18 protein-coding genes are annotated in these 20,728 nt (G+C 58.7%); 8 read left to right on the forward strand and 10 right to left on the reverse strand.

Features of this window, described 5'->3' with window-relative positions; all coding sequences use genetic code 11:
- Window positions 1-11: 11 nt before the first annotated feature.
- Together KG007_RS11880 and KG007_RS11885 are read right to left on the reverse strand one after the other, a co-directional pair.
- The gene (locus KG007_RS11880; protein WP_229095486.1) at window positions 12-2,216 is read right to left on the reverse strand and encodes a DUF349 domain-containing protein; all 2,205 of its coding nucleotides are present in this window, start codon (window positions 2,214-2,216) and stop codon (window positions 12-14) included.
- 291 nt (window positions 2,217-2,507) lie between these two features.
- Window positions 2,508-4,523: a DEAD/DEAH box helicase gene (locus KG007_RS11885; protein WP_195461370.1), complete on the reverse strand. Its 2,016-nt coding sequence runs from the start codon at window positions 4,521-4,523 to the stop codon at window positions 2,508-2,510.
- Window positions 4,524-4,647: 124 nt separating this feature from the next.
- Between KG007_RS11885 and KG007_RS11890 the strand changes: the two genes are divergently transcribed.
- The 7 genes from KG007_RS11890 (at window position 4,648) to buk (ending at window position 11,803) form a co-directional block, all read left to right on the forward strand.
- Window positions 4,648-5,322, forward strand: coding sequence for a response regulator transcription factor (locus tag KG007_RS11890; RefSeq protein ID WP_195461371.1), 675 nt, complete (start codon window positions 4,648-4,650; stop codon window positions 5,320-5,322).
- Window positions 5,323-5,385: 63 nt separating this feature from the next.
- Window positions 5,386-6,477, forward strand: a complete 1,092-nt coding sequence (proB, locus tag KG007_RS11895; RefSeq protein WP_213349081.1) for a glutamate 5-kinase — start codon at window positions 5,386-5,388, stop codon at window positions 6,475-6,477.
- Window position 6,478: 1 nt separating this feature from the next.
- A complete protein-coding gene (locus KG007_RS11900) occupies window positions 6,479-7,729 on the forward strand; it encodes a glutamate-5-semialdehyde dehydrogenase (protein ID WP_195461373.1) in 1,251 nt (416 codons plus the stop codon).
- A gap of 204 nt (window positions 7,730-7,933) precedes the next feature.
- On the forward strand, window positions 7,934-8,305 hold the full coding sequence (gene crcB, locus KG007_RS11905; RefSeq protein ID WP_195461374.1) for a fluoride efflux transporter CrcB: 372 nt from the start codon (window positions 7,934-7,936) through the stop codon (window positions 8,303-8,305).
- Between the two features lie 98 nt (window positions 8,306-8,403).
- A complete protein-coding gene (locus KG007_RS11910) occupies window positions 8,404-9,606 on the forward strand; it encodes an acetate/propionate family kinase (RefSeq protein ID WP_195461375.1) in 1,203 nt (400 codons plus the stop codon).
- A gap of 175 nt (window positions 9,607-9,781) precedes the next feature.
- On the forward strand, window positions 9,782-10,690 hold the full coding sequence (locus KG007_RS11915; protein WP_195461376.1) for a phosphate acyltransferase: 909 nt from the start codon (window positions 9,782-9,784) through the stop codon (window positions 10,688-10,690).
- A gap of 45 nt (window positions 10,691-10,735) precedes the next feature.
- Window positions 10,736-11,803 carry a butyrate kinase gene (gene buk / locus KG007_RS11920; protein WP_195461377.1) on the forward strand — a complete coding sequence of 356 codons (1,068 nt, stop codon included), beginning with the start codon at window positions 10,736-10,738 and terminating at the stop codon, window positions 11,801-11,803.
- 29 nt (window positions 11,804-11,832) lie between these two features.
- On the opposite strand, the gene KG007_RS11925 is transcribed toward buk, so the two are convergent.
- From KG007_RS11925 to aroQ, 3 genes are all read right to left on the reverse strand, one after another.
- On the reverse strand, window positions 11,833-13,281 hold the full coding sequence (locus KG007_RS11925; protein ID WP_213349083.1) for a lipopolysaccharide biosynthesis protein: 1,449 nt from the start codon (window positions 13,279-13,281) through the stop codon (window positions 11,833-11,835).
- 3 nt (window positions 13,282-13,284) lie between these two features.
- Entirely contained in the window at window positions 13,285-14,760 is a 1,476-nt protein-coding gene (gene pyk, locus KG007_RS11930; protein WP_195461379.1) for a pyruvate kinase, read from the reverse strand.
- Between the two features lie 146 nt (window positions 14,761-14,906).
- Window positions 14,907-15,335, reverse strand: coding sequence for a type II 3-dehydroquinate dehydratase (aroQ, locus tag KG007_RS11935; RefSeq protein ID WP_213349085.1), 429 nt, complete (start codon window positions 15,333-15,335; stop codon window positions 14,907-14,909).
- 316 nt (window positions 15,336-15,651) lie between these two features.
- Between aroQ and thiL the strand changes: the two genes are divergently transcribed.
- Complete coding sequence (gene thiL, locus KG007_RS11940) at window positions 15,652-16,590, forward strand: thiamine-phosphate kinase (RefSeq protein WP_213349087.1); 939 nt, start codon at window positions 15,652-15,654, stop codon at window positions 16,588-16,590.
- A 22-nt stretch (window positions 16,591-16,612) separates the two neighbouring features.
- Here the strand turns inward: thiL and KG007_RS11945 are convergent, their stop codons facing one another.
- The 5 genes from KG007_RS11945 to hpt form a co-directional block, all read right to left on the reverse strand.
- Window positions 16,613-17,074: a hypothetical protein gene (locus KG007_RS11945; protein ID WP_213349089.1), complete on the reverse strand. Its 462-nt coding sequence runs from the start codon at window positions 17,072-17,074 to the stop codon at window positions 16,613-16,615.
- 8 nt (window positions 17,075-17,082) lie between these two features.
- Window positions 17,083-18,477 (reverse strand): C10 family peptidase, encoded by a 1,395-nt coding sequence (locus KG007_RS11950; protein ID WP_213349092.1) that lies wholly within the window; start codon window positions 18,475-18,477, stop codon window positions 17,083-17,085.
- A 183-nt stretch (window positions 18,478-18,660) separates the two neighbouring features.
- A complete protein-coding gene (locus tag KG007_RS11955) occupies window positions 18,661-18,936 on the reverse strand; it encodes a septum formation initiator family protein (protein ID WP_195461383.1) in 276 nt (91 codons plus the stop codon).
- The gene (locus tag KG007_RS11960) at window positions 18,937-19,572 is read right to left on the reverse strand and encodes a 7-carboxy-7-deazaguanine synthase QueE (RefSeq protein ID WP_195461384.1); all 636 of its coding nucleotides are present in this window, start codon (window positions 19,570-19,572) and stop codon (window positions 18,937-18,939) included. It abuts the gene before it with no gap.
- The gene (gene hpt, locus KG007_RS11965) at window positions 19,572-20,114 is read right to left on the reverse strand and encodes a hypoxanthine phosphoribosyltransferase (RefSeq protein WP_195461385.1); all 543 of its coding nucleotides are present in this window, start codon (window positions 20,112-20,114) and stop codon (window positions 19,572-19,574) included. Before hpt ends, KG007_RS11960 begins: the two co-directional genes overlap by 1 nt.
- Between the last annotated feature and the right edge of the window lie 614 nt (window positions 20,115-20,728).

The raw sequence follows: 20,728 nt of genomic DNA on the forward strand, positions 1-20,728 counted from the left end.
ACTGTCGTATACTATTTATTTTCGTTGTTCTGTTCTTCCTGGTCCTGCTTGTCGATCAGCTTCACCTTCTCGATCGTGGCGGTCATCTCCTCGCGGGCACGCTCGATCTTCGCACGCACGTCGGCGACCAGCGCTTCGGCGTTCTTCGACTTGGCAAAGAACCCGATGTTGTTCTCCAAGAGGCCGATCTCCTGTTCCAGTTGGCGTACCTTATTGTAGAGCCGTTCGCGCTCCGAACGCAGGCGACGGTCGCCCGCGGCCTTGAACGTCGAGACCTTCTCGCGGAAACGTCCCATCGATCGGTCGCGCTCCGAGCCGCGCAACGTGTTGAACAGTGCGTCCACCGCGGCCTTGTATTTTTTCTGAATGGCGTCCTTCTGCTTGATGGGCACGAACCCGATCTCGCCCCAGCGGCGCTGGAATTCGCGGATCACCTCGTAACCGCCGGCTTTCACATCGGCCTCGGCCATTTCGGCCAGCAGGGCGAGTTTCTTCTGCAGGTTCTCCTCGTGTTCGCCGTCGACGCTCGCAAAATGCGCCCCCTTGCGCTCGAAGAACTTGTCGCAGGCAGCACGGAACCGTTTCCAGACAGCATCCGAATGACGCCGCGATACGGCTCCGATCTGCTTCCAGCGTGCCTGCAGGGCAATCAGTTCGTCGGTGGTCTTCTTCCACTCCTCGCTGTTCATCAGCGACTCGGCAGCCTCGCAAATCTCCGTCTTCAGTTGAAGGTTGTGTTCCATTTCGGTCTTCATCCCGGCATAGAACTGCCGCTTGGCTTCGAAGAAGCGGTCGCACGCCGTGCGGAAACGCTCGTAGATGCGGTTGTTATCTTTCTTCGGTGCAAAGCCGATGGTCTTCCAGGTCTTCTGAATCTCCAGCAGGCGGTCGCTCGCGCGGTTCCACTCCTTGCGCGTGGTCAACGGCTGGGAGGAGAGCTCCTCCGTAGCGGCGCACAGCTCGGTTTTGAGTTCGAGGTTCTTCACCTGCTCGCCCTTCAGCGTTTCGAAATGCTCCTGGTGCTGCTTGTTGATACGGCTCGATGCGGCCTTGAAACGCTCCCAAAGCGCCTCCTTGTATTCATTGGCTACGGGACCCGTCTCACGCCATTCGTCGTGGAGCTTCTGCAACTTGTGGAACGCCTCGACGACGGAAGGCTCCAGCACCAACGCCTCGGCCTGCTCGCAGAGGGCGACCTTCTGCTCGTAGTTTTTCTTCAGGTCGAGGTCGCGAAGCTCCTTGTTGATCTTGATGAAGCTGTAAAAATTCTCGACATGCAGGTTATAGGTCTCCCACAAATCCTTGACATACTGCTGCGGCACGATGCCGGTATCCTTCCAGCGCTGCTGGAGTTCACGGAATTTGTTGAACGTATGGTTGAGTGTCTCGTCCGAATTGACCAGCTCCTTGAGCTCTTCGATGATGCTCTGCTTGACCTTGAGGTTCGCCTCTTTCTCGGCTTCGAGGTTGGCGATGAACGCATCGCGGCGATGGCGGTACTCCTTGAACTGCTCCTTGAGCTGTACCTCTGCACCGTCTACCGAAGGTGCGAAATCCTCCTCGGCGCCACCTTCTTCGACGAAACGGCGGCGTGCGGCCTCGACTTCGGCGCGACGGATGCGGTAGAAAGCGATCTTCAGCGCCTCCACATCCCGGCGGATCGACTGCACGGGCTGCTCTTCGAGCATCCGGGCGAACAGGGCTACCAACTCCTCCTTGCCTTTGCCGGCGAACTTATCCTCTTCGGACGACTGTCCGGCGAGTTCTTCGGCGGCCTCCTCCTCGGGGGTCTCGCCTTCGATCTCCAACCCGGCGTTCCGGGCCGCAAGCGCGGCGTCCTCGTCGTCGAAATCAACCCGCACATCCTCGGGAGCGGCCTCCTCGTCCGACTCCGAAGCTATCGGCTCGGCGGCAGGCTTGATCCGCGCACGTTTGGCGCGCGGCGCGGCCTCGTCGGCAGGGGCTTCTTCCGTTGCGGGAGCCTCGTCGGCACGCTCCGCAGGAGTTTCGGTTGCGGACTGCTCAGCGCCGGCAGGCGTTTCCGCAACTTCCGCAACGGGTTCTTCCGCAGCGGCGGGCGCCTCTGCGGCCGTTTCGGCAGCGGGCATTTCGGGTTCAGGGACTTCGGCAGTCACGGCAGGATTCGCTTGCGCATCTTCAGCCGCAGGGCTGACTTGCTCTTCGGGAGCAGGAAGTGTCGGTTTTTCAGTAGCCATCTCAGTACACGTTTTTGAGTCCCCGCAGATGCGGAGGCATATAAATCTCGCAAATATAACCATTTTATGCGGAACGCGGAAAAGATTTCGCCAAAACATGCAACAACGCCGCCTTCCAGGAACAGAAAACCGCCGCGATCCGTCCCGACGGCGTTTTTTCGGGCCGGTTCCGGCTCTGCATCAGCGCTTACGGCATCAAACCCGATACGGCCCATCGACCGGAACGCGCCAGGTAAAAATAAATCCCGCGACACCGGATGTCGCGGGATTTATCTTATCCGGAAAGCGCCGTCAGCGCTTGCGGCCCTTTGCAGCGATGCGTTTGGGCGCAGCCTGACGGCCCGTGGTGACGGGACGGCTGCTGCGGCGAACGCTCTTGGTTCCCGCGCCGCGCTTGGGTTTCTCCCAGGCCGCAGCTTCGTCGTAGCGCTGGAAAGCCTCCCAGTCGAACCCGTCGTTGCCGCCGGTCGGAGGTGTACTCCAGTCGTTCGCGGCTTTTTTCCGGCTCCGCGTCACGGGACGCTGTTCCCCGGCATCGCCGGAAGCGGTTTCAGCGGCCGGTTTGCGGGTCCGCTTCGCGGGGCGGAACTCCTCCGCGCCTGCGGACTCCTCCGTCTTTTTGCGGCTCCGTTTTTCGGGACGGAACTCCCCGGCGGATTCGCTCCGGAACGACTCCTCGCCGCCGGTCCGTCCGCCTGCCGGCGCACTACGCCGCTTTCCGCCGCCGTTCTCCGAATCGGAGCCGTCGATTTTGGCGATACGCCGACGGCCTCCCGAAGCGTTGAGCTGCCCCACGACCGCTTCGGCGTCGCTGAACGGCACACTCACCAGCGAATAGTTCTCGAAGATGCGCACATCGTCGATATTCTTGTCCCTCAGGCCGCACTTGCGCTTGAGCATGTCCACGATCTTGCGGGCCGTATAGCCGTCTCGGCCCCCGAGGGCCAGGAACAGCCGCGCCTTGCCCTTGCGGTCGACCGAGAACGAACGGATTTCAGGGTAATTGCTCTGGTCCAGTTCACTGCGGAACGCCAGTCGCAGCAAAGCCCCCAGCGCCACCTCGGGCGCATAGGCTTCGAGCAGCTCGGCCGCAATGTCGGCGTAATCACCGTAGGCCTCTTCCGTCACAATCTCCTGCAAATCGTCTTTGATCTTGGCGCGCTTCATAGCTACGATGTCCTGCGGCGAAGGCAGCGTCTCGCGCTTGATGTCGGCCTTGATGTCGCGCATCATCCAGTTGAAACGGCGCAGTTCGGCGCTCGAAATAAAGGTGATGGCCGTACCCTGGTTGCCCGCGCGGCCCGTACGGCCGATACGGTGCACATAGCTCTCCGAATCCTGCGGCAGCGAGTAGTTGATCACGTGCGAAAGGTTCGACACGTCGATACCGCGCGCAGCCACATCGGTAGCTACCAGCACGTTGACCGCTTTATCGCGAAACTTGCGGAGGATCTTTTCGCGCTGGGCCTGCGACACGTCGCCATGCAGTCCTTCGGCCGAATACCCCTGTGCCACCAGGCGCGTCGCCACCTCATCCACGCCGATCTTCGTACGGCAGAAAACGATGCCGTAAAAGTCGGCCTCGATGTCGATGATGCGCGTCAGGGCGTCGAACTTGTCGGCCTCGCGCACCTCGAAGTAAATCTGATTCGTAAGGTCGGTCATCAGGTGCTGCGACTCCACGCGCAGCACTTCGGTGTCGCGCATGTAAGCCTCCGAAAGGCGGATGATCCGCTCGGGCATCGTGGCCGAAAAGAGCAGTACGCGGCGGTCTTCGCCCGTGTGGCTCATGATCTCCTCGACATCCTCGACGAAGCCCATGTTGAGCATCTCGTCAGCCTCGTCCAGGACGAGGAAACGGACTTTGTCCAATTTGAGCGTGCCGCGGCGGATATGGTCCAGCACGCGGCCCGGCGTACCGACGACGATGTCGACGCCCCGCGACAGGCGGCGCAGCTGTTCGCTCATCGCGGCGCCTCCGTAGATGGCCGTGATCGAAAGCCGCCGTTCGCGGTTGTAACTGAGCAGTTCCTCGGCGGCCTGCACGGCCAGTTCGCGCGTCGGAACGAGGATAATGGACTGTACGCCCTCTTTCGAAGGTTCGATCTGCTGGAGTATCGGCAGCCCGAAAGCCGCCGTTTTACCCGTACCGGTCTGGGATTGCGCGATGATGTCGTTCTCTCCCGAGAGCAGACGGGGAATCGTAAGTCGTTGGATGGAAGTAGGGCTTTCGAACCCTTTTGCTTGGACGGCCGCGAGCATTTCGTCGCTAAGGCCTAAGGTGCTGAAATCAGCTTCGTTGATCATATATGAATAATTGAAGGGGTAAAGGTACGATAATTTATTGGATTATTCGCCGGAAAATCACTATCTTCGCAAAAACTTATGCCGCACGGCCCACACACGGGCCGCCTGACTGAAAACCGACACCATGAGCCACCGCATCCTGCTGGTCGACGACGAGGTAGACATCCTCGAATTCGTCCGCTACAACCTCGTACGCGAGGGTTACGAAGTCTTCACGGCCGAGAACGGCGCCGAGGCGCTGAAGATCGCCGCCGAATGCCGTCCGCACCTGATCCTGCTGGACATGATGATGCCGGTGATGGACGGAGCGCAGACCTGCCGTGCGATCCGCGCCAACCCGCTCCTGAAGGACACGATGGTGGTTTTCCTCTCGGCGCTGGGCGAGGAGGGGCAGCAGTTGGCGGGCTTCGGCGTAGGAGCCGACGACTACCTGACCAAGCCCATCAAGATGAAACTGCTGGTGAGCCGCGTACAGGCGATCCTCAAGCGGATCGACGCCGACAAAGCCCCCGAAAAGGCCCCGTCGCCGGGTATCACCGTCGACCGCGAGCGTTATACCGTCATCCGCGACGGGCAGGAGATCACCCTGCCGCGCAAGGAGTTCGCGCTGCTCGACCTGCTCTACTCGTCGCCCGGGAAACTGATTCCCCGCGAGGAGATCTACGCCAGGATATGGGGCACGGAGGTCGTCGTGGGCGACCGTACGATCGACGTGCACATCCGCAAACTGCGCCAGAAGATCGGCGACGAGCGCATCGTCACGGTCAAAGGCGTAGGATACAAGTACGAACCCGTTTAAAAGCGGGCAAACCGCCGCATTGTCGTGCGGCAGGTCAGTTGGATTAGGTTAGTTAGAGAACATATGAACAATTCCCGGAAATACCGCCGCATCGTCGTCAAGATCGGCAGCAACGTGCTCACCCGTGAAAACGGCCATCCCGACACCACGCGCATTTCGGCGCTCGTCGACCAACTGGCGCGCCTGCACCAGGCCGGCACGGAGATCATCCTCGTCTCGTCGGGCGCCGTGGCCTCAGGCCGCAGCGTACTCGAAGCCCGGGCCGGGCGCATTGACACCGTTTCGGCCCGCCAGCTCTTCTCGGCCGTCGGACAGGTCAAACTGCTCAACCGCTACTACGACCTTTTCAACGAATACGGCATCACCTGCGGACAGGTGCTCACCACCAAGGAGAGCCTCTCCACGCGGCGGCAGTACCTCAACCAGCGCAACTGCATGGAGGCGATGCTCGCCGCCGGCGTCATCCCGATCGTCAACGAAAACGACACGATCTCCGTCACGGAACTGATGTTCACCGACAACGACGAGCTTTCGGGCCTCGTGGCGGCGATGATGGGCGCCGAGGCGCTCATCATCCTGAGCAACATCGACGGCATCTACGACGGTTCGCCGTCCGACCCTGCGTCGCAGGTCATCCGCCGCGTCGCCCCGGGCCGCGACCTCTCGCAGTATATCGACACGGCACGTTCCTCGCGCGGCCGCGGGGGCATGACGACCAAAAGCCGCATCTCCTCCCGCGTGGCGGGCGAGGGCATCGAAGTGGTGATCGCCAACGGCCGCCGCGACAACATCCTCACCGATCTCGTGCTGACCGGCAGCGATGTCGTCTGTACGCGCTTCGAAGCGGCTCCCCGCACGGCCTCGGGCGTCAAAAAATGGATCGCCAGCAGCGAAGGCTTTGCCAAAGGAGCCCTGCACCTCGACGCCGGAGCCGCCGCAGCCGTCTCGCAGAGCAAAGCCGCGAGCATCCTCGCCGTAGGCGTCACCGCCGTCGAAGGCGATTTCGAACGCGACGACATCGTGCGCATCCTCTCGCCCGAGGGCACGCAACTGGGCGTGGGGCGCATCTCGTGCGACAGCGCCACAGTCCGCCGCAACCTCGGCCGAAAAGGCCTCAAACCACTGATTCACTGCGATTACCTCTATTTGGAATAACATGGAATACGATACAATCTTCGCCGCTGCCCGCCGTGCCGGGACCGAGCTTGCACGGACCGACACCCAACGCCTCGGACGTGCAATCGTCCGGGCCGCCGCCCTGCTGCGGGAAAACACCGGAAAACTACTCGCGGCCAACGCCCTCGACCTGGAGGCCATGGCCGCCGATTCGCCCATGCGCGACCGCCTGCGGCTGACGCCCGAACGCATCGCCTCGATCGCCTCCGACATGGAATCCGTCGCCGGACTTCCCTCGCCGCAGGGCGAGACGCTCGCCCAATGGACCCGCCCCAACGGCATGACCCTGCGCAAGGTCCGCGTACCGTTCGGCGTGGTAGGCATGGTCTGCGAAGCACGGCCCAACGTCACGGCCGACATCTTCTCGCTCTGCCTGAAGACGGGCAACGCCTGCGTCCTGAAGGGAGGCAGCGACGCCCGCCATTCCAACGAGGCCATCGCCGCCCTGCTCCGCGAAGCGCTCCTCAGCGAAGGGATCGACCAGGCGGCTTTCACGCTGCTGCCTGCGGGGCACGACGCCGTCGCCGCCCTGCTCAACGCCGTGGGTTACGTCGACGTGGTGATTCCGCGCGGCGGCTCGGGACTGATCCGCTTCGTGCGTGAGAACGCCCGCATCCCGGTCATCGAAACCGGCGCAGGTATCGTCCACACCTATTTCGACCTCGACGGCGACCTGGCGAAAGGCCGTGCCGTCGTCTGCAACGCCAAGACGCGGCGCGTCAGCGTCTGCAACGCCCTCGACTGTCTCGTCGTCCACCGCGGCCGCCTCGCGGACCTCGCGGCATTGTGCGACCCGCTGGCCGCCGCCCGCGTCACGGTCTACGCCGACGCGGAGGCATACGCCGCACTCGAAGGCCGCTACCCCGCATGCCTGCTGCGTCCCGCCTCCGAAGAGCATTTCGGGACCGAGTTCCTCGACTACAAACTGGCCGTCCGCACGGTCGGGTCGCTCGACGAAGCCCTCGCCCACATTGCCCGTTACTCCTCGCGCCACAGCGAAGCCATCGTCACCGAAAACGAGCGGACCGCCGACCAGTTCACCCAACGCGTCGACGCGGCGTGCGTCTACGTCAACGTCTCGACGGCCTTCACCGACGGCGGCCAGTTCGGCTTCGGCGCCGAGGTCGGCATCTCGACCCAGAAACTCCACGCCCGCGGCCCGATGGGGCTGCCCGAACTCACGACGTACAAATACGTGATCACGGGCGACGGACAGGTCAGGGAATCATAACGCCGTTTGCGCCGCCGACCGCTGCATTTACAAACCGCCCCGTCCCCGGGCAAGCAGACGACGCATGCCCCGGACGACGGCGCAACGGCAGCTATGAGCACGAATCGGATAAATTTTCCACCTATTTTGGTAAAAAATAGAACGATCCGTAATCATTTTTTGCTTAAATTTGCACATCCGTAAAATAATACATATATTTAAATTATGATTCGTGAACTTTTTGCCGTGGGCCTGGGAGGTGCCGCCGGAAGCATCGTCCGCTATATGCTCTCCGCCTGGCTGCTTGCAGGGCACACGATCCTGGGTTTTCCGACCGGGACGTTCACGGTTAACGCCGCGGGCTCGCTGCTGATCGGCATCCTGCTGGAAGCCACGACTTCGACAACGGCAGGATGGTTGCTTATCGTAGGATTCTGCGGAGGTTTCACCACCTTTTCGACCTTTTCGGCCGATGCCGTGCGGCTGCTCCGCGCCGGGGATTACGGGCCTGCGACGGCCTACATCGCCCTGAGCGCAGTGGTCTGCATCGCCTTTGCCGCCCTGGGCATGTGGATCGGCGCGCAGGTGAAAAGCTGAAAACATGGGGCCTGGTTTGCAAACGACGCTGAAGACGGCTACAACCGCCGTTGGAAGCGAAAAACAGAACAAAAACATATAACTTTATAATAGCACTTATGGTAATTTTGGTATTGAACTGCGGCTCTTCTTCGATCAAGTATCAGGTGATCGACATGGAGGCTGCATCGAGCAAACTGCTTGCAAAAGGCATCGTAGAACGCATCGGCCTCCCGGAAGGCGACCTGATCCATAAACCCGTCGGCAAGGAGCCGTTCGAACTCCACCAGCCGATTCCCGACCACACGACCGGCATCAAACTGGTCCTCGACGCCCTTACGAATGCAAAACACGGCGTGATCGCATCGCTCGAAGAGGTGAAAGCCGTCGGCCACCGCGTCGCCCACGGCGGCGAGTTCTTCCCCGAAAGCTGCATCGTCACCGAGGATGTCAAGGCGAAAATCCGCTCGCTGTTCGAAATCGCCCCGCTGCACAACCCCGCCAACCTCGAAGGCGTGCTTTCGATCGAGAAGGTACTTCCGGGCGTGAAGCAGGTCACGGTGTTCGACACTTCGTTCCACCAGTCGATCCCCGCCGTCAACTACATGTACGCCCTGCCCCACGCCTACTACGAGAAATACCGCGTACGCAAGTACGGCTTCCACGGAACCAGCCACAAGTACGTGGCCAAGGTCGGCGCAGAGCTGGCCGGGCTCGATTTCCACAATTCGAAGATCATCACCTGCCACATCGGTAACGGCGGCTCGGTGACGGCCATCCTCAACGGCAAGTCGTTCGATACGTCGATGGGCTTCTCGCCGCTCGACGGCCTGGTGATGGGCACGCGCTGCGGCTCGGTGGATGCCAGCGCCATCACGTTCATCGGGGAAAAGGAGGGCATGACCTACGCCGAACTGAACGAGATGATGAACAAGAAATCGGGCGTACAGGGCCTTACGGACATTTCGAGCGACATGCGCGACATCGACCGCGCCTACGACGAGGGCAATCCCCGCGCAATCCTGGCCCGCGACATGTACTACGGACGCATCCGCAAGTTCATCGGCGAATATGCCGCCGAGATGGGCGGCGTCGACATGATCATTTTCACGGGCGGCGTAGGTGAGAATTCGTGCGAGATGCGCGAAACGGTCTGCACCGGACTGGAGTTCATGGGCGTCGAGTTCGACCCCGCAGCCAACAAGGGCGCCCGCGGCATCAACAAAATCCTCTCGGCTCCCGATTCGAAGGTCAAGGTAGCGACCATCGCCACCAACGAGGAACTCGTGATCGCCACGGATACCTATAATTTAGTAAAATAAACCCGGCAGCCGATCCGTTAGCATCCCGGCAACTCCGAGACATCCCTCCCGCCAAAGCGTGTACAGGGGTGGATGGAACGACCCGGCAAACGCGACGGAACACCGCGACAACAGCGGCCGGAACCGCGAACAGCCACTACATATAACAAACTACAAAATTAAACGTAACATCATTATGATTCAGCATTTGACCGATATCGTCGAGGAGGCGAGAAAACGGGGTAAAAAACGTCTTGTCGTAGCTTATGGACAGGATTCACATACGCTGGAGGCAGTCTACGAAGCCTACAAGGAGGGCCTCGTGGAGCCCACGCTCTTCGGCGACAAAGAGGTTATCAAACAGGTTTGCGAGGAAAACGACATCGACATCAAAGCGTTCAACATCGTCGACGAATCGAACGACGTGAAGTGCGTCCAGCAGGCCGTCGCATCGGTCGTTTCAGGGAATGCCGACGTGCTGATGAAAGGCCTGGTCTCGACCGACAAATACATGCGCGGCATCCTCAACAAGGAGGCCGGGCTGTTCCCCCCGAAAGGCGTCCTGAGCCACGTTTCGATCGTCGAAATGCCCTGCTACCACAAACTGCTGATCATCTCGGACGTGGCGGTTATTCCGCTGCCCGACTTCAAGCAGAAGATGGTGCAGATCGGCTACCTGGCCCGCACGGCCAACCTGCTGGGCATCAAGACCCCGAAAATCGCCTGCATCGCCCCCTCGGAGCAGTTGCTCCCCAATGTGATCTCCTCGACCGAAGGCGCGCTGCTGGCCAAGATGGCCGACCGCGGCCAGTTGGGCAACGTCGTTGTCGACGGCCCCTTGTCGCTGGACGTAGCGCTTTACAAGGAGGTTGCCGAGCACAAAAAGGTCAAAGGTTCGTCGGTCGCCGGCGATCCCGACTGCCTGCTCTTCCCCAACCTCGAATCGGCCAACGTCTTCTTCAAGTCGGTCACGCACCTCTGCGGCGGCGAACTGGCAGCGATGGTCATGGGCACGAAGGTCCCGTGCGTGCTCACCTCGCGCGGCGATACGAGCAAAACCAAGTTATTCTCGATAGCACTGGCCTGCCTGGCCGTAAAAAACTAAAATCCGGTCATCCGGACCTAACCCAATACGAACGAACCGAGAACTATGGGCTACAAAATCTTAGCAATAAATCCCGGCTCAACGTCTACAAAGGTCGCCCTCTATGACGAGGAGCGGCCTTTGTTGGATTTGAACCTGCGTCACTCCACCGAGGAAATTTCCCGTTTCGCGACAGTCAACGACCAGCTCGACTGGCGCCGCGGACTGATTCTCTCGGCGCTCCGCGAACAGGCATTCGACATCAAGGACCTGTCGGCCGTAATCGGCCGCGGCGGCCTGATACGGCCCATTCCCGCAGGCGTCTACGAAGTCAATTCGCGCATGCGCTACGACCTGCGGAACGCGCCGATGAAGCATGCCTGCAACCTCGGGGGACTCCTGGCGGCGCAGATCGCCCACATGGCGGGCGTCAAGGCGTATATCGCCGATCCGCCGGTGGTCGACGAGATGGACGACGTAGCCCGTATCTCGGGCATGCCCATGTGCCCGCGCAAACCGGTCTTCCACGCCCTGAACCAGAAGGCCACGGCGCGCCTGCACTGCGACCGGATGGGTTGGGTTTACGAGGAATCGAACCTGATCGTCGCCCACATGGGCGGCGGCATTTCGGTTGCCGCGCACAAGCAGGGACGCATCGTCGATGTCAACAACGCACTCGACGGCGACGGCCCCTTCGCTCCCGACCGCGCGGGAAGCATCCCTTCGAGCGAACTGATCAAGGTCTGCTTCTCGGGCCAGTATACGCGCGAGGAACTGCTGAAATTCATTTCAAGCAAGGGCGGCCTGGTAGCCTTGCTGGGGACCAACTCCGTGATTCAGGTCATGGAACGCATCGCCGAGGGCGACCAGCGGGCCAAGAAGGTCCTCGACGCCATGTGCTACAACGTCGTGAAGCAGATCGGCGCCATGGCCGCAGCCCTCTCGGGAAGCGTCCAGGCCATTGTCCTCACGGGAGGCATCGCCTTCAATGAACCCATCGTGGAGTACATCCGCGAACACTGCTCGTTCATCGCTCCGGTTACGGTCTACCCCGGTGAAAACGAACTGGAAGCGCTGGCCATCAATGCGCTGGTGGTGCTCCGGGGCGTCATCACCCCGAAAGTCTACAAATAAAGAATGATCCGGAAAAGAAAACAGGTTGCCTATCTGCGGGCAACCTGTTTTTTGATAATAGCCGTCACTTCACGGAAGGCTTCCAGCCGGAAGAGGGCCGAAAGCACGAGGTAGCTGACCAGTCCCGCCCCCAGTTCAGCCATCAGCCGCAGCAGGGTGTCGCCGGGCAGCGCCGCCGCCGTAAGCCGCACGACGGCATACATCGCCGCAGACACGAGCGCCACGGGCAGCAGCGTGCGGACAAAACGCCAGATCGTTAAGGTGGTGAAACGCGTCGTTGCAAGGAAGTTGACCGTCATTTCGCAAAACGCGATCGCCACCAATCCCCAGACCACGGCCATCACGCTGTGCGGAATCGTCACGGCGAAGATCGCGGTCATGATGACCTTCTTCACCACTTCGAGCCGCACGATCAGCGGCCCCTCACAGCGGGCCTTCAGCACGTTGTAAGCCGTCAGGGCGATCGGCGAAAACAATCCCGCCAGGCACACCGTTTCGAAATAGGGAACCGTCGGCATCCACTCTTCGCCCAGCAGCACGGCAAACATGTCGTGCGCCACGGCCGACATACCCAGCATAATCGGGAACATCACGTAAGAGACGACCATCACGACCTGCCGGTAGCCTTCGGCGAACTTCGGGGCGTCGTCGCGAATCTTCGCCAACGCCGGGAAGGTGACGTTCTGCACCGCCTGAATGCCCGTCGCAGCGGGCATATCCTTGAGCTTCACCGCCTGGTCGAACGATCCGAGTGTCGCCGGCGAATAGAGTTTCCCGAGGAAGAACTGGGGTATCTTGTTGTAGAAATTCGAAATCAGATCCGTCACCATCAAACTGCACCCGAACGGCGCCATCTCACGCAGGGGTTTCAGGCCGCATTTGCCGCAGGGCCTCCAGTCGCTGAGCCACCACAGCAGCGCAGTCCGCATCCCGATCGCGATCACGCGCTCCGCCACGAGGCTCCAGATGCCCCACCCCGCCAACGCCAGCGCAATGGCCGTGAGGCCGCCCGCGAGCGACGAGGCGAAGGTCACCTTCGACAGCAGCGCGAAGCGAAACTGCCGGATAAAGATCGTATTCTGAACAGCCGACAAGGCGCTGAGCGGCAGCAGCAGGAAGAAAACCGGGGCGATCTGTGCGATCTCGGGCATCCCGTACCAGCGCGCCGCCCAGGGCGCCACCGCCACCAGCAGCGCATAGAGCACCACCGAAACGGCCATGTTGAAGAGGAAAACCGACTTGTAATCGCTCTGCGAAGGCCCCTTATGGCGAATCAGGCTCTGCGAGAAACCGCTGTCGACGATCACCAGCAGCACCGTCACGACCGCCGACGGAATGGACATGAAGCCCAGGATGTCGCGTGTCAGCAGGCGCAGAATGACCAGCCGCACGGCCATTGCGAGGAGCATCGAGCCGATCTTCTCGGCCATGCTCCACGCCACGCCCTGCGCGACTTTCTCTTTGAGCTCGCTCCCCAAACCTTAACAGTTATGCTGCGCGGCGATCTCCTCGTTGCGCTTGCGGATGTTCCGCACGTTGGCGATCTCGACATACGAAGCGCCGCCGTCGGGACCGAAGCTGCCGCCCACGATGGCCATTAAATCCTCGTCGTCGAGCTTGCGGTACTGGTCGAGGAACTCCAGCGCGTCGACCAGGAAGTGATATTTGTCGGCGAGCTGCTGGTTGCGCAGAATCGGCACGACGCCGTACGACAAGGCCAGGATGCGCTGTGCATGCAGTTGGTAGCAGACGGCCATCACGGTCTTGCGGCCGCGGAACGCCGCCAGGTAACGGCCCGTGCGCCCCGTCTTGGTATCGAGCACCACGTATCTGATCGGCAGGTTCGTCGATGCGCGTACGGCCGAGCGGGCCAACTGCGCCGTGATTTCGTGGTTCACCGAGACCATGTCCATGTCGATCATGGGCTTGAAATGAGCCTCGTCGCGCTCGATCTCACGGGCGATACGGGCCATCGTCTCCACCGATTCTACAGGGAAGTCGCCCATAGCGGTCTCGTCGCTCAGCATCACGGCGTCCACACGCTCGTAGATGGCGCTGGCCACGTCGCTCACCTCGGCACGCGTCGGGCGCGGCGACTTGACCATCGAATAGAGCATCTGCGTGGCGATGATCACAGGACGCTTGGCGCGGATGCACTTCTCGACGATGCGGCGCTGCGTGTTGGGAATCGCCTCGGCCGGGAGCTCCACACCCAGGTCGCCTCGGGCGACCATGATGCCGTACGAAGCCTCGATGATCTCGTCGATATTGTCGAGTCCCTCCTGGTTTTCGATCTTCGAAATGATCTTGATATTGCTGCCGTGGGCGTCGAGGATATCCTGCACGGCTTTGATATCGCGGGCCGAACGCACGAACGAGTGGGCGATGAAATCGACATCGTTCTTCACGGCCCATTCGATAAAGCGGCGGTCCTTTTCGGTCACCGAGGGCAGGGCGATCGATACGCCCGGCACGTTGACGCTCTTGCGCGAGCGCATGGCGCCGCCCACGACGAATTCGCAATCCAGCTCCTTGTCGGTCTTGCCCATGACGCGAATCTCCAGCTCACCGTCGGCGATCAGCATCCGCGATCCTACGGGGATGTCCTTCACGATCGAAGGGACGTTCATATAGACCACCTTGCGGGTCGTGAAGTCCGAACCGTCCGAGCCGCGCACGGCCACACGGTCGCCCGCGCGGAAATTGATGCTGTTACCGTATTCGTCGGCAATCGTCGTGACGCGGATTTCGGGGCCTTTGGTGTCGATCATAATCGGAATGGCCGGGTTGACCCGGTGTACCGTTTCCACGATATGCGTAGCCCCGTCCTCGGTGACGTGCGCCGAATTGACGCGCACTACATCCATACCTGCGTCGAAAAGTTGCTTTACGAACTCCTCGGTGCAGCGGAAATCCGACATCGTAGCTACAATCTTGGTTCTTTTCATTCTGTACATAGAAAGAGAGCTGTTTATTTTTTATGTTTTTGTTAGCAGGCAGCCAACCGGCCTCCTGCCGCATTTACGAGTTTGACCCAGCTTTAAATCCCCGCCTAAGGCAGGGACTTTATCGCCATGCGGCCGGTTTTCCGGCCCGTGTGCGGCTATTTTTCACAAATCAGGAGCAACGCTTCCACTCCCAGCCGGTAGGAGTTCAGCCCGAATCCCATGATCGAGCCTTTGGCCACGGGAGCCAGCAGCGACGTGTGGCGGAACTCCTCACGGGCCAGGATCGACGAGATGTGCACTTCGACGACCGGGACCGACACGGCCGACACGGCGTCGCGCAGCGCCACCGAAGTGTGCGTATAGCCGCCCGCGTTGAGCACCACACCGTCGTAGCGGCCGTCGGCCTGCTGCACGGCGTCGATGAGTTCACCCTCGTGATTCGACTGGAAATAGCCGAATTCCACCGACGGATAATGCGCCTTCAATGTTTCGAAAAACGATTCGAAAGTCTGCGAGCCGTAGACCCCGGTGTCGCGCCGCCCTTGCAAATTGAGGTTCGGGCCGTTGAGAATCAATATCTTCATACTTTTTTGGTTTACTTTTCGTCCTTACAGGGCCCCGGCCCCGAATCAGAAGACAAAGATAGTGCAAGGTGAGAGGAGTGCCAAATTTATTTGAACACTTCCGAGCCGCCGCCTATCTAAACGACAGTTTATTTTGCCGTAAAGATAGTGCAAGCCGGGCGCACTGCCAAATTTATTTGAGCATTCCCGGAGCACAGCCAAAGATCGTGCAGGCCGGGCGGAATCCCGGGTTTATCCGGGCTTTGCCGGTGCGGCGCTCCGCGGCCGCAGGTATTCCGATTTTTTTTGATACCTTTGCTTACCAAACACACGCACCATGACCGAATTCGGATTTATCGACAGCATCCAGCGCCTTTTCGCCTCGCTTCCCGGCAACGGGTTCGAGGGCATCGGCGACGACTGCGCGGTACTGCCCATCGGCAACGGCGAATCGCTCGTCTTCACGGCCGACCTGCTGGCCGAGGGAGTCCATTTCCTGCGCGATGCGACCCCGGCCCGCGAACTGGGCCGCAAATCCCTCGCCGTCAACCTGAGCGACGTAGCCGCCATGGGAGCCCGCCCCGTGGCGACACTGCTCTCGATCGCCCTTCCGGCCGATGCCGCCGACACGTGGGCCGAAGCGTTCATGCTCGGCTACCGCGAACTGTCCGAACAATTCGGCGTAGCGCTCGTAGGAGGCGACACGACCCGTTCGCTATCGGGCGTCACGATCAACGTCACTGCCATCGGCCGCGCCGACGATGCACACCTCAAACGCCGCAGCGACGCCCGCCCCGGGGATGTAATCTTCACCGCCGGGGAACTCGGCGCCTCGGGCGCCGGTTTGCAGGACATCCTCGCGGGACGCTGCGACACCCCTGCCGCCGCAGTACACCGCAACCCGCTGCCGCAGGTAGCCGAAGGCATCTGGCTCGGCAGCCGCCCCGAAGTACGCGCCATGATGGACCTTTCGGACGGGCTGGCCTCCGACCTGAAGCACATCCTCGACCGTTCGGCCACCGGCGCAGAGGTCGACACCGACCGCATTCCCGTTGCCCCCGGGGCCGATGTCCGCATGGCCGCCTGCGGAGGCGAAGACTACAAACTCCTGCTCACCGCGGCCCCCGAAGCCGCCGACCGCCTCGCCGCGGAGTTCAGCGCCCGGTTCGGCGCCCCCCTCTACCCCATCGGACGCATCACCGCCGCTCCGGGCCTCACATGGCTCCGCAACGGAAAACCCGAGCCATTGGACTGGCACGGGTTCACGCACTATTAATCTTCGATTGTTTCTTTCCCTCCTATTTCCCGTTTTGGCGAACGGTCACGTCCGCACACTCCGGCATCTCGTTCGTCGTTGCCAGCCGGAACTTCATCGTCCGGCTACGTTTGCCGTTGTTCGCGTCGGCGCTTATCCGAATGGTCTGAACATACCTCGGAACTTTCCAATACCGGCCATCACCGGAACGGGCGAGAGAATCATAGACAACCACATCCTCCGACGAACAATCCGTAAGACGCTCCACGGAAATATGATCGGATCCGGCTAATATCCAACACTGGTCGATCTCCAGTGCCACCAGTTGAAGTTCGACAGAACCCGCTTCCGAAGGAATCCCGATCGTGCGACCATGAGCAGGCACCAGTTCGTCGTTTTGAAGAATATAAACGCCATGTATCTGCCAACCTCCATCCATATCTTTTTTGCAGGAATAATTCAAAATTGTAAACAATACAATCAAGACGGCGATATGCTTTTTCATAATCAATATTATTTTATAATAAGATCTTTCCGCTGGCGGTAATAATCTACAGGCCCCTTATCCGTATCGACTACGATTCTTTGGTCCAGAAACCACCCATTTCCGCCGCCGCACCAACCCCAATTCATATGAAAAGTCACCAGACTATTCAAATGATAGTTCCTCCATGAATCCAATTCGATATACTCGAATCGGGGATAAGCACAATCATTCAGAACATATAATTTATACTCCGTATATGCGGTTGAACTCCTACTGCCGTCTATAACCCAGGCATGACCATTGCCATCTTTATCTTCTCCACGGGTATAAACCGGCATGTTTTTCTGCAATGAAGCATATACAGCTTCAGCACTATGAGCCGCTTTTGTACAATTATATCCATAATAACTCAAAACGGTTTTAGCTTCATCGATGTTACTTGTGCCGTCATTATCAACATGCAGTTTATTTCTTAGTTGCGCCAGAAATGCCGATAATGTCGCAGAACTTCCACCGCGAAAGGGCATATCGTCCCAACCGAAATACGCAGGACGCTTATAGTACCGCATCAACTGACCGACCGCTATCGTAACACATCCCAACGGGCGGTCTCCGTTTACAGCCGAATTATATGGAGCCTTTTGGCCCCAATTAGCGTCAACGAACGGACCTTTCTGACTCACTGACTCACAGAATTTTTCGGTTATCACCGCCACATCGTTCATGCAATTATAATCGGTATCCATCCATGGATCCAGTTCGGCGGCATTCGTACAGAATCGCTGATAAACATCATCCGGCAAATCTTCCGGCTGTCTGCGCAAATAATAAATTCTACATCCGTCCCTATACCATTTATCATACCACTCAAGCTGCATTGACTCGAAATCATCGCTTGCTCTCGTTCTTACCCTTGTACTTGTCCTCTCCGGGGCGTGTCTCTCTTCATATGGAAGCCAGAAAGGCCTGCAACTAAGATTACAAACCGAATCCCGGGCAGCCTTTATATTCTCCACCATCTCCTGAATGACGACATCCTGCCCTGTTTTTTCCGCATTGAGAACGTATGTCCCATGATCGACCTGAGCCAGAATCGGATAATAGGTTTTGGTTGCAGAAACCAAAACATACCCGTCCTGCAGGTTTACAGCATAAATCGCCGGCTCTCCCGATTCATCGGTGATTGTCACCACATTCTTAACCGTGATACCGGCATCCGATCGGGTCGCAATCTTACCAGAATAGAATTGTGTCGCTACTTTCACAGCGTCATCGGATGAGAGATTAGGATCGGAAGTCATAAATTCCGGCTCCGGCATCTTCGTTTTCCCGGGAAGATCGGACTGTTCCGCCTTTTGACAAGACCCCATAAATACAAAGGACAGCGCCAGAACGCAGTTAATAATTTTATTTATATTCATCTATTCGAATTTTAAGATGCAGAATCCCAAATACGAAGTTACATAAAATATATACAAAATACAATATAATAAAATATTATTTTATAATAATACAATCCATATATCCACTTAATATAAAAAAATACCTGCAGGATTTTTGAAGTCCTGCAGGTATTTTAGGCCGTATGAGGCAATCAAATATGCCTATTCTTTAATGATATACACATGCTCGTCGCGTCCCTGCATGTGATAGTTTTCCCGGGCGTACTCTTCGAGATAATCGTCGTATTTCAGTCGTTCGAGCAGCGTGCTGTCCTGCGCGATCTTCTCGGCATAATAAGCCCGCTCGCGCGTCAGGGCATTGATCTGGCGCTTGATCTTCACGGCATGCAGGGCGTTGCGCCCCACGACGAAAACCGTGAAGACAACGATGATCGCCGTTGCGACGATCCAGAACCTGCGGCCGAACTGAATTTTCATTTACGGTATATGCATATACTTGTGCGTCTGTATCGAAATGTTCCACCGGGGATGCGCCTTGGCATACTCGACCATCGCGGGCATCACCTTCTCGGCAACGCTCCACTCGGGCTGCAGGAACAGCAGGCACTTTGCGCCCACGCGGGCGGCATTCTGTTCGGCCCATTCGAAATCGGCCTCCGATTCGACGATCACCTTCAATTCGTCGGCCCGCCCGAACGCCTCGTCCAACGGAGGCTGCTGACGCTTCGGCGAGAGGCACACCCAGTCAAAAACACCGCTGAAAGGGTGCGAACCCGATGTTTCCAGGAAAATCTGCAACCCCTTTTCCCGCAATGTCTCCGTGAGCACGCCCAGCGGATAGAGCAGCGGTTCGCCTCCCGTAATGACGATGGCCTGCGCCGGACACGAAGTCGCCCGGTCGATCACCGTCTCAACGTCGGTCGGCGGAAAGAGTTTCGGATTCCACGTATACTTGGCATCGCACCAGCGGCAGCCTACGTCGCATCCGCCGAGGCGAATGAAATAGGCAGGCTTTCCGGCGTGAAACCCTTCGCCCTGAATGGTGTAGAAATCCTCGACCAGGGGCAACAATCGCCCGCCGTCGAGCAATGCGGGGTCGGTCTTGATTGCCATTACTCGGTCACTACGTAAATATCCTTCAGGCTGCGGCCCAACTGATCGTAGTCCAATCCGTAACCTACGATGAACTCGTTGCCGATCTCCATGGCGCGGTACTTGATCGGCAACTGCTTGCGGTACGATCCGGGCTTGAAGAAGAGCGTGCAGACCTCGATCGACGCCGGGTTGCGCGACTCCAGCTCCTTGATCATGTGCTCGATCGACTCGCCCGTATCCACGATATCCTCGACGATGATCACGTGACGGCCCTCGATCGAATTGTTCAGGCCGATCAGGCTCTTCACACAGCCCGTCGAGCAGGTCCCGTCGTATGACGCCAGTTTGACGAACGAGAGTTCGTTCTGAAACTCGATCTTCTTGATCAGATCGCTCATGAACATGAACGAACCGTTGAGAATACCCAGGAAGAGCGGGGTCTCCTTACCGGCATAGTCGGCATTGATCCGCTGTGCCACAGCCTCGACAGCCTGGTCGATCTGCTCGGCGGGTATCATGATTTTAAAATTTCTGTCGTGAAGTCGTATGGTATTCTCCATTTTCGTTACCGGATTTTTTATATTATTAGTGCAAAAATAACTATTTGCACGCAACAAACGAAGGGTTCCGGTAAAATAATCGCAAAAAGATCGCAGTTCCCCGAAACGTTCCGCCCGGGCCGCAACCGGACCGCCCCGATTTCCATACGCCCCGTATCCGGGTTGCGGCGCCTTCCCCGATGGCGCACGGCATACGTCTCCGCCTTCATTTGTCAATACAACCTTGCAATCCGACCATTATCCACAAAAACCTGCCAGCCAGACTTCGATCGCAAACCGCCCCGATATTTAAAAAAATAAATATATAAGGCTAAAAAAAATAAACCAAATAAAAAAAAGTACCCGTTAATTTGTATCTTCAATAAAAATGTTTAATTTTGAAATACAATCGAAACACTTTCGAAACATATTTAATTTATATTTGAAACGTTTTTCGCACAGAAACCCATACCGGCGCAAACAGCATGGCGATCATATATAATAAGGTAATCAACCAGATGGACAACCGGTCCGGATACGGGAACTCCGCAGCGAGGTTCTCGCGAAACGGCTGCCGCTCACTCGGAGCCGTGCCGCACGTCCGGTCCGCGGGCAAGATTTCCGGCTCTTGGAAC

This window comes from Alistipes montrealensis (genome assembly GCF_018362775.1).
GTDB classification, from domain to species: domain Bacteria; phylum Bacteroidota; class Bacteroidia; order Bacteroidales; family Rikenellaceae; genus Alistipes; species Alistipes montrealensis.

Excerpts from the sequence above, each read along its gene's own strand:
- KG007_RS11880 (WP_229095486.1), bottom strand. The coding sequence starts at position 2,216 with ATGGCTACTGAAAAACCGACACTTCCTGCTCCCGAAGAGCAAGTCAGC.
- KG007_RS11885 (WP_195461370.1), bottom strand. The coding sequence starts at position 4,523 with ATGATCAACGAAGCTGATTTCAGCACCTTAGGCCTTAGCGACGAAATG.
- KG007_RS11890 (WP_195461371.1), top strand. The coding sequence starts at position 4,648 with ATGAGCCACCGCATCCTGCTGGTCGACGACGAGGTAGACATCCTCGAA.
- proB (WP_213349081.1), top strand. The coding sequence starts at position 5,386 with ATGAACAATTCCCGGAAATACCGCCGCATCGTCGTCAAGATCGGCAGC.
- KG007_RS11900 (WP_195461373.1), top strand. The coding sequence starts at position 6,479 with ATGGAATACGATACAATCTTCGCCGCTGCCCGCCGTGCCGGGACCGAG.
- crcB (WP_195461374.1), top strand. The coding sequence starts at position 7,934 with ATGATTCGTGAACTTTTTGCCGTGGGCCTGGGAGGTGCCGCCGGAAGC.
- KG007_RS11910 (WP_195461375.1), top strand. The coding sequence starts at position 8,404 with ATGGTAATTTTGGTATTGAACTGCGGCTCTTCTTCGATCAAGTATCAG.
- KG007_RS11915 (WP_195461376.1), top strand. The coding sequence starts at position 9,782 with ATGATTCAGCATTTGACCGATATCGTCGAGGAGGCGAGAAAACGGGGT.
- buk (WP_195461377.1), top strand. The coding sequence starts at position 10,736 with ATGGGCTACAAAATCTTAGCAATAAATCCCGGCTCAACGTCTACAAAG.
- pyk (WP_195461379.1), bottom strand. The coding sequence starts at position 14,760 with ATGTACAGAATGAAAAGAACCAAGATTGTAGCTACGATGTCGGATTTC.
- aroQ (WP_213349085.1), bottom strand. The coding sequence starts at position 15,335 with ATGAAGATATTGATTCTCAACGGCCCGAACCTCAATTTGCAAGGGCGG.
- thiL (WP_213349087.1), top strand. The coding sequence starts at position 15,652 with ATGACCGAATTCGGATTTATCGACAGCATCCAGCGCCTTTTCGCCTCG.
- KG007_RS11945 (WP_213349089.1), bottom strand. The coding sequence starts at position 17,074 with ATGAAAAAGCATATCGCCGTCTTGATTGTATTGTTTACAATTTTGAAT.
- KG007_RS11950 (WP_213349092.1), bottom strand. The coding sequence starts at position 18,477 with ATGAATATAAATAAAATTATTAACTGCGTTCTGGCGCTGTCCTTTGTA.
- KG007_RS11955 (WP_195461383.1), bottom strand. The coding sequence starts at position 18,936 with ATGAAAATTCAGTTCGGCCGCAGGTTCTGGATCGTCGCAACGGCGATC.
- KG007_RS11960 (WP_195461384.1), bottom strand. The coding sequence starts at position 19,572 with ATGGCAATCAAGACCGACCCCGCATTGCTCGACGGCGGGCGATTGTTG.
- hpt (WP_195461385.1), bottom strand. The coding sequence starts at position 20,114 with ATGGAGAATACCATACGACTTCACGACAGAAATTTTAAAATCATGATA.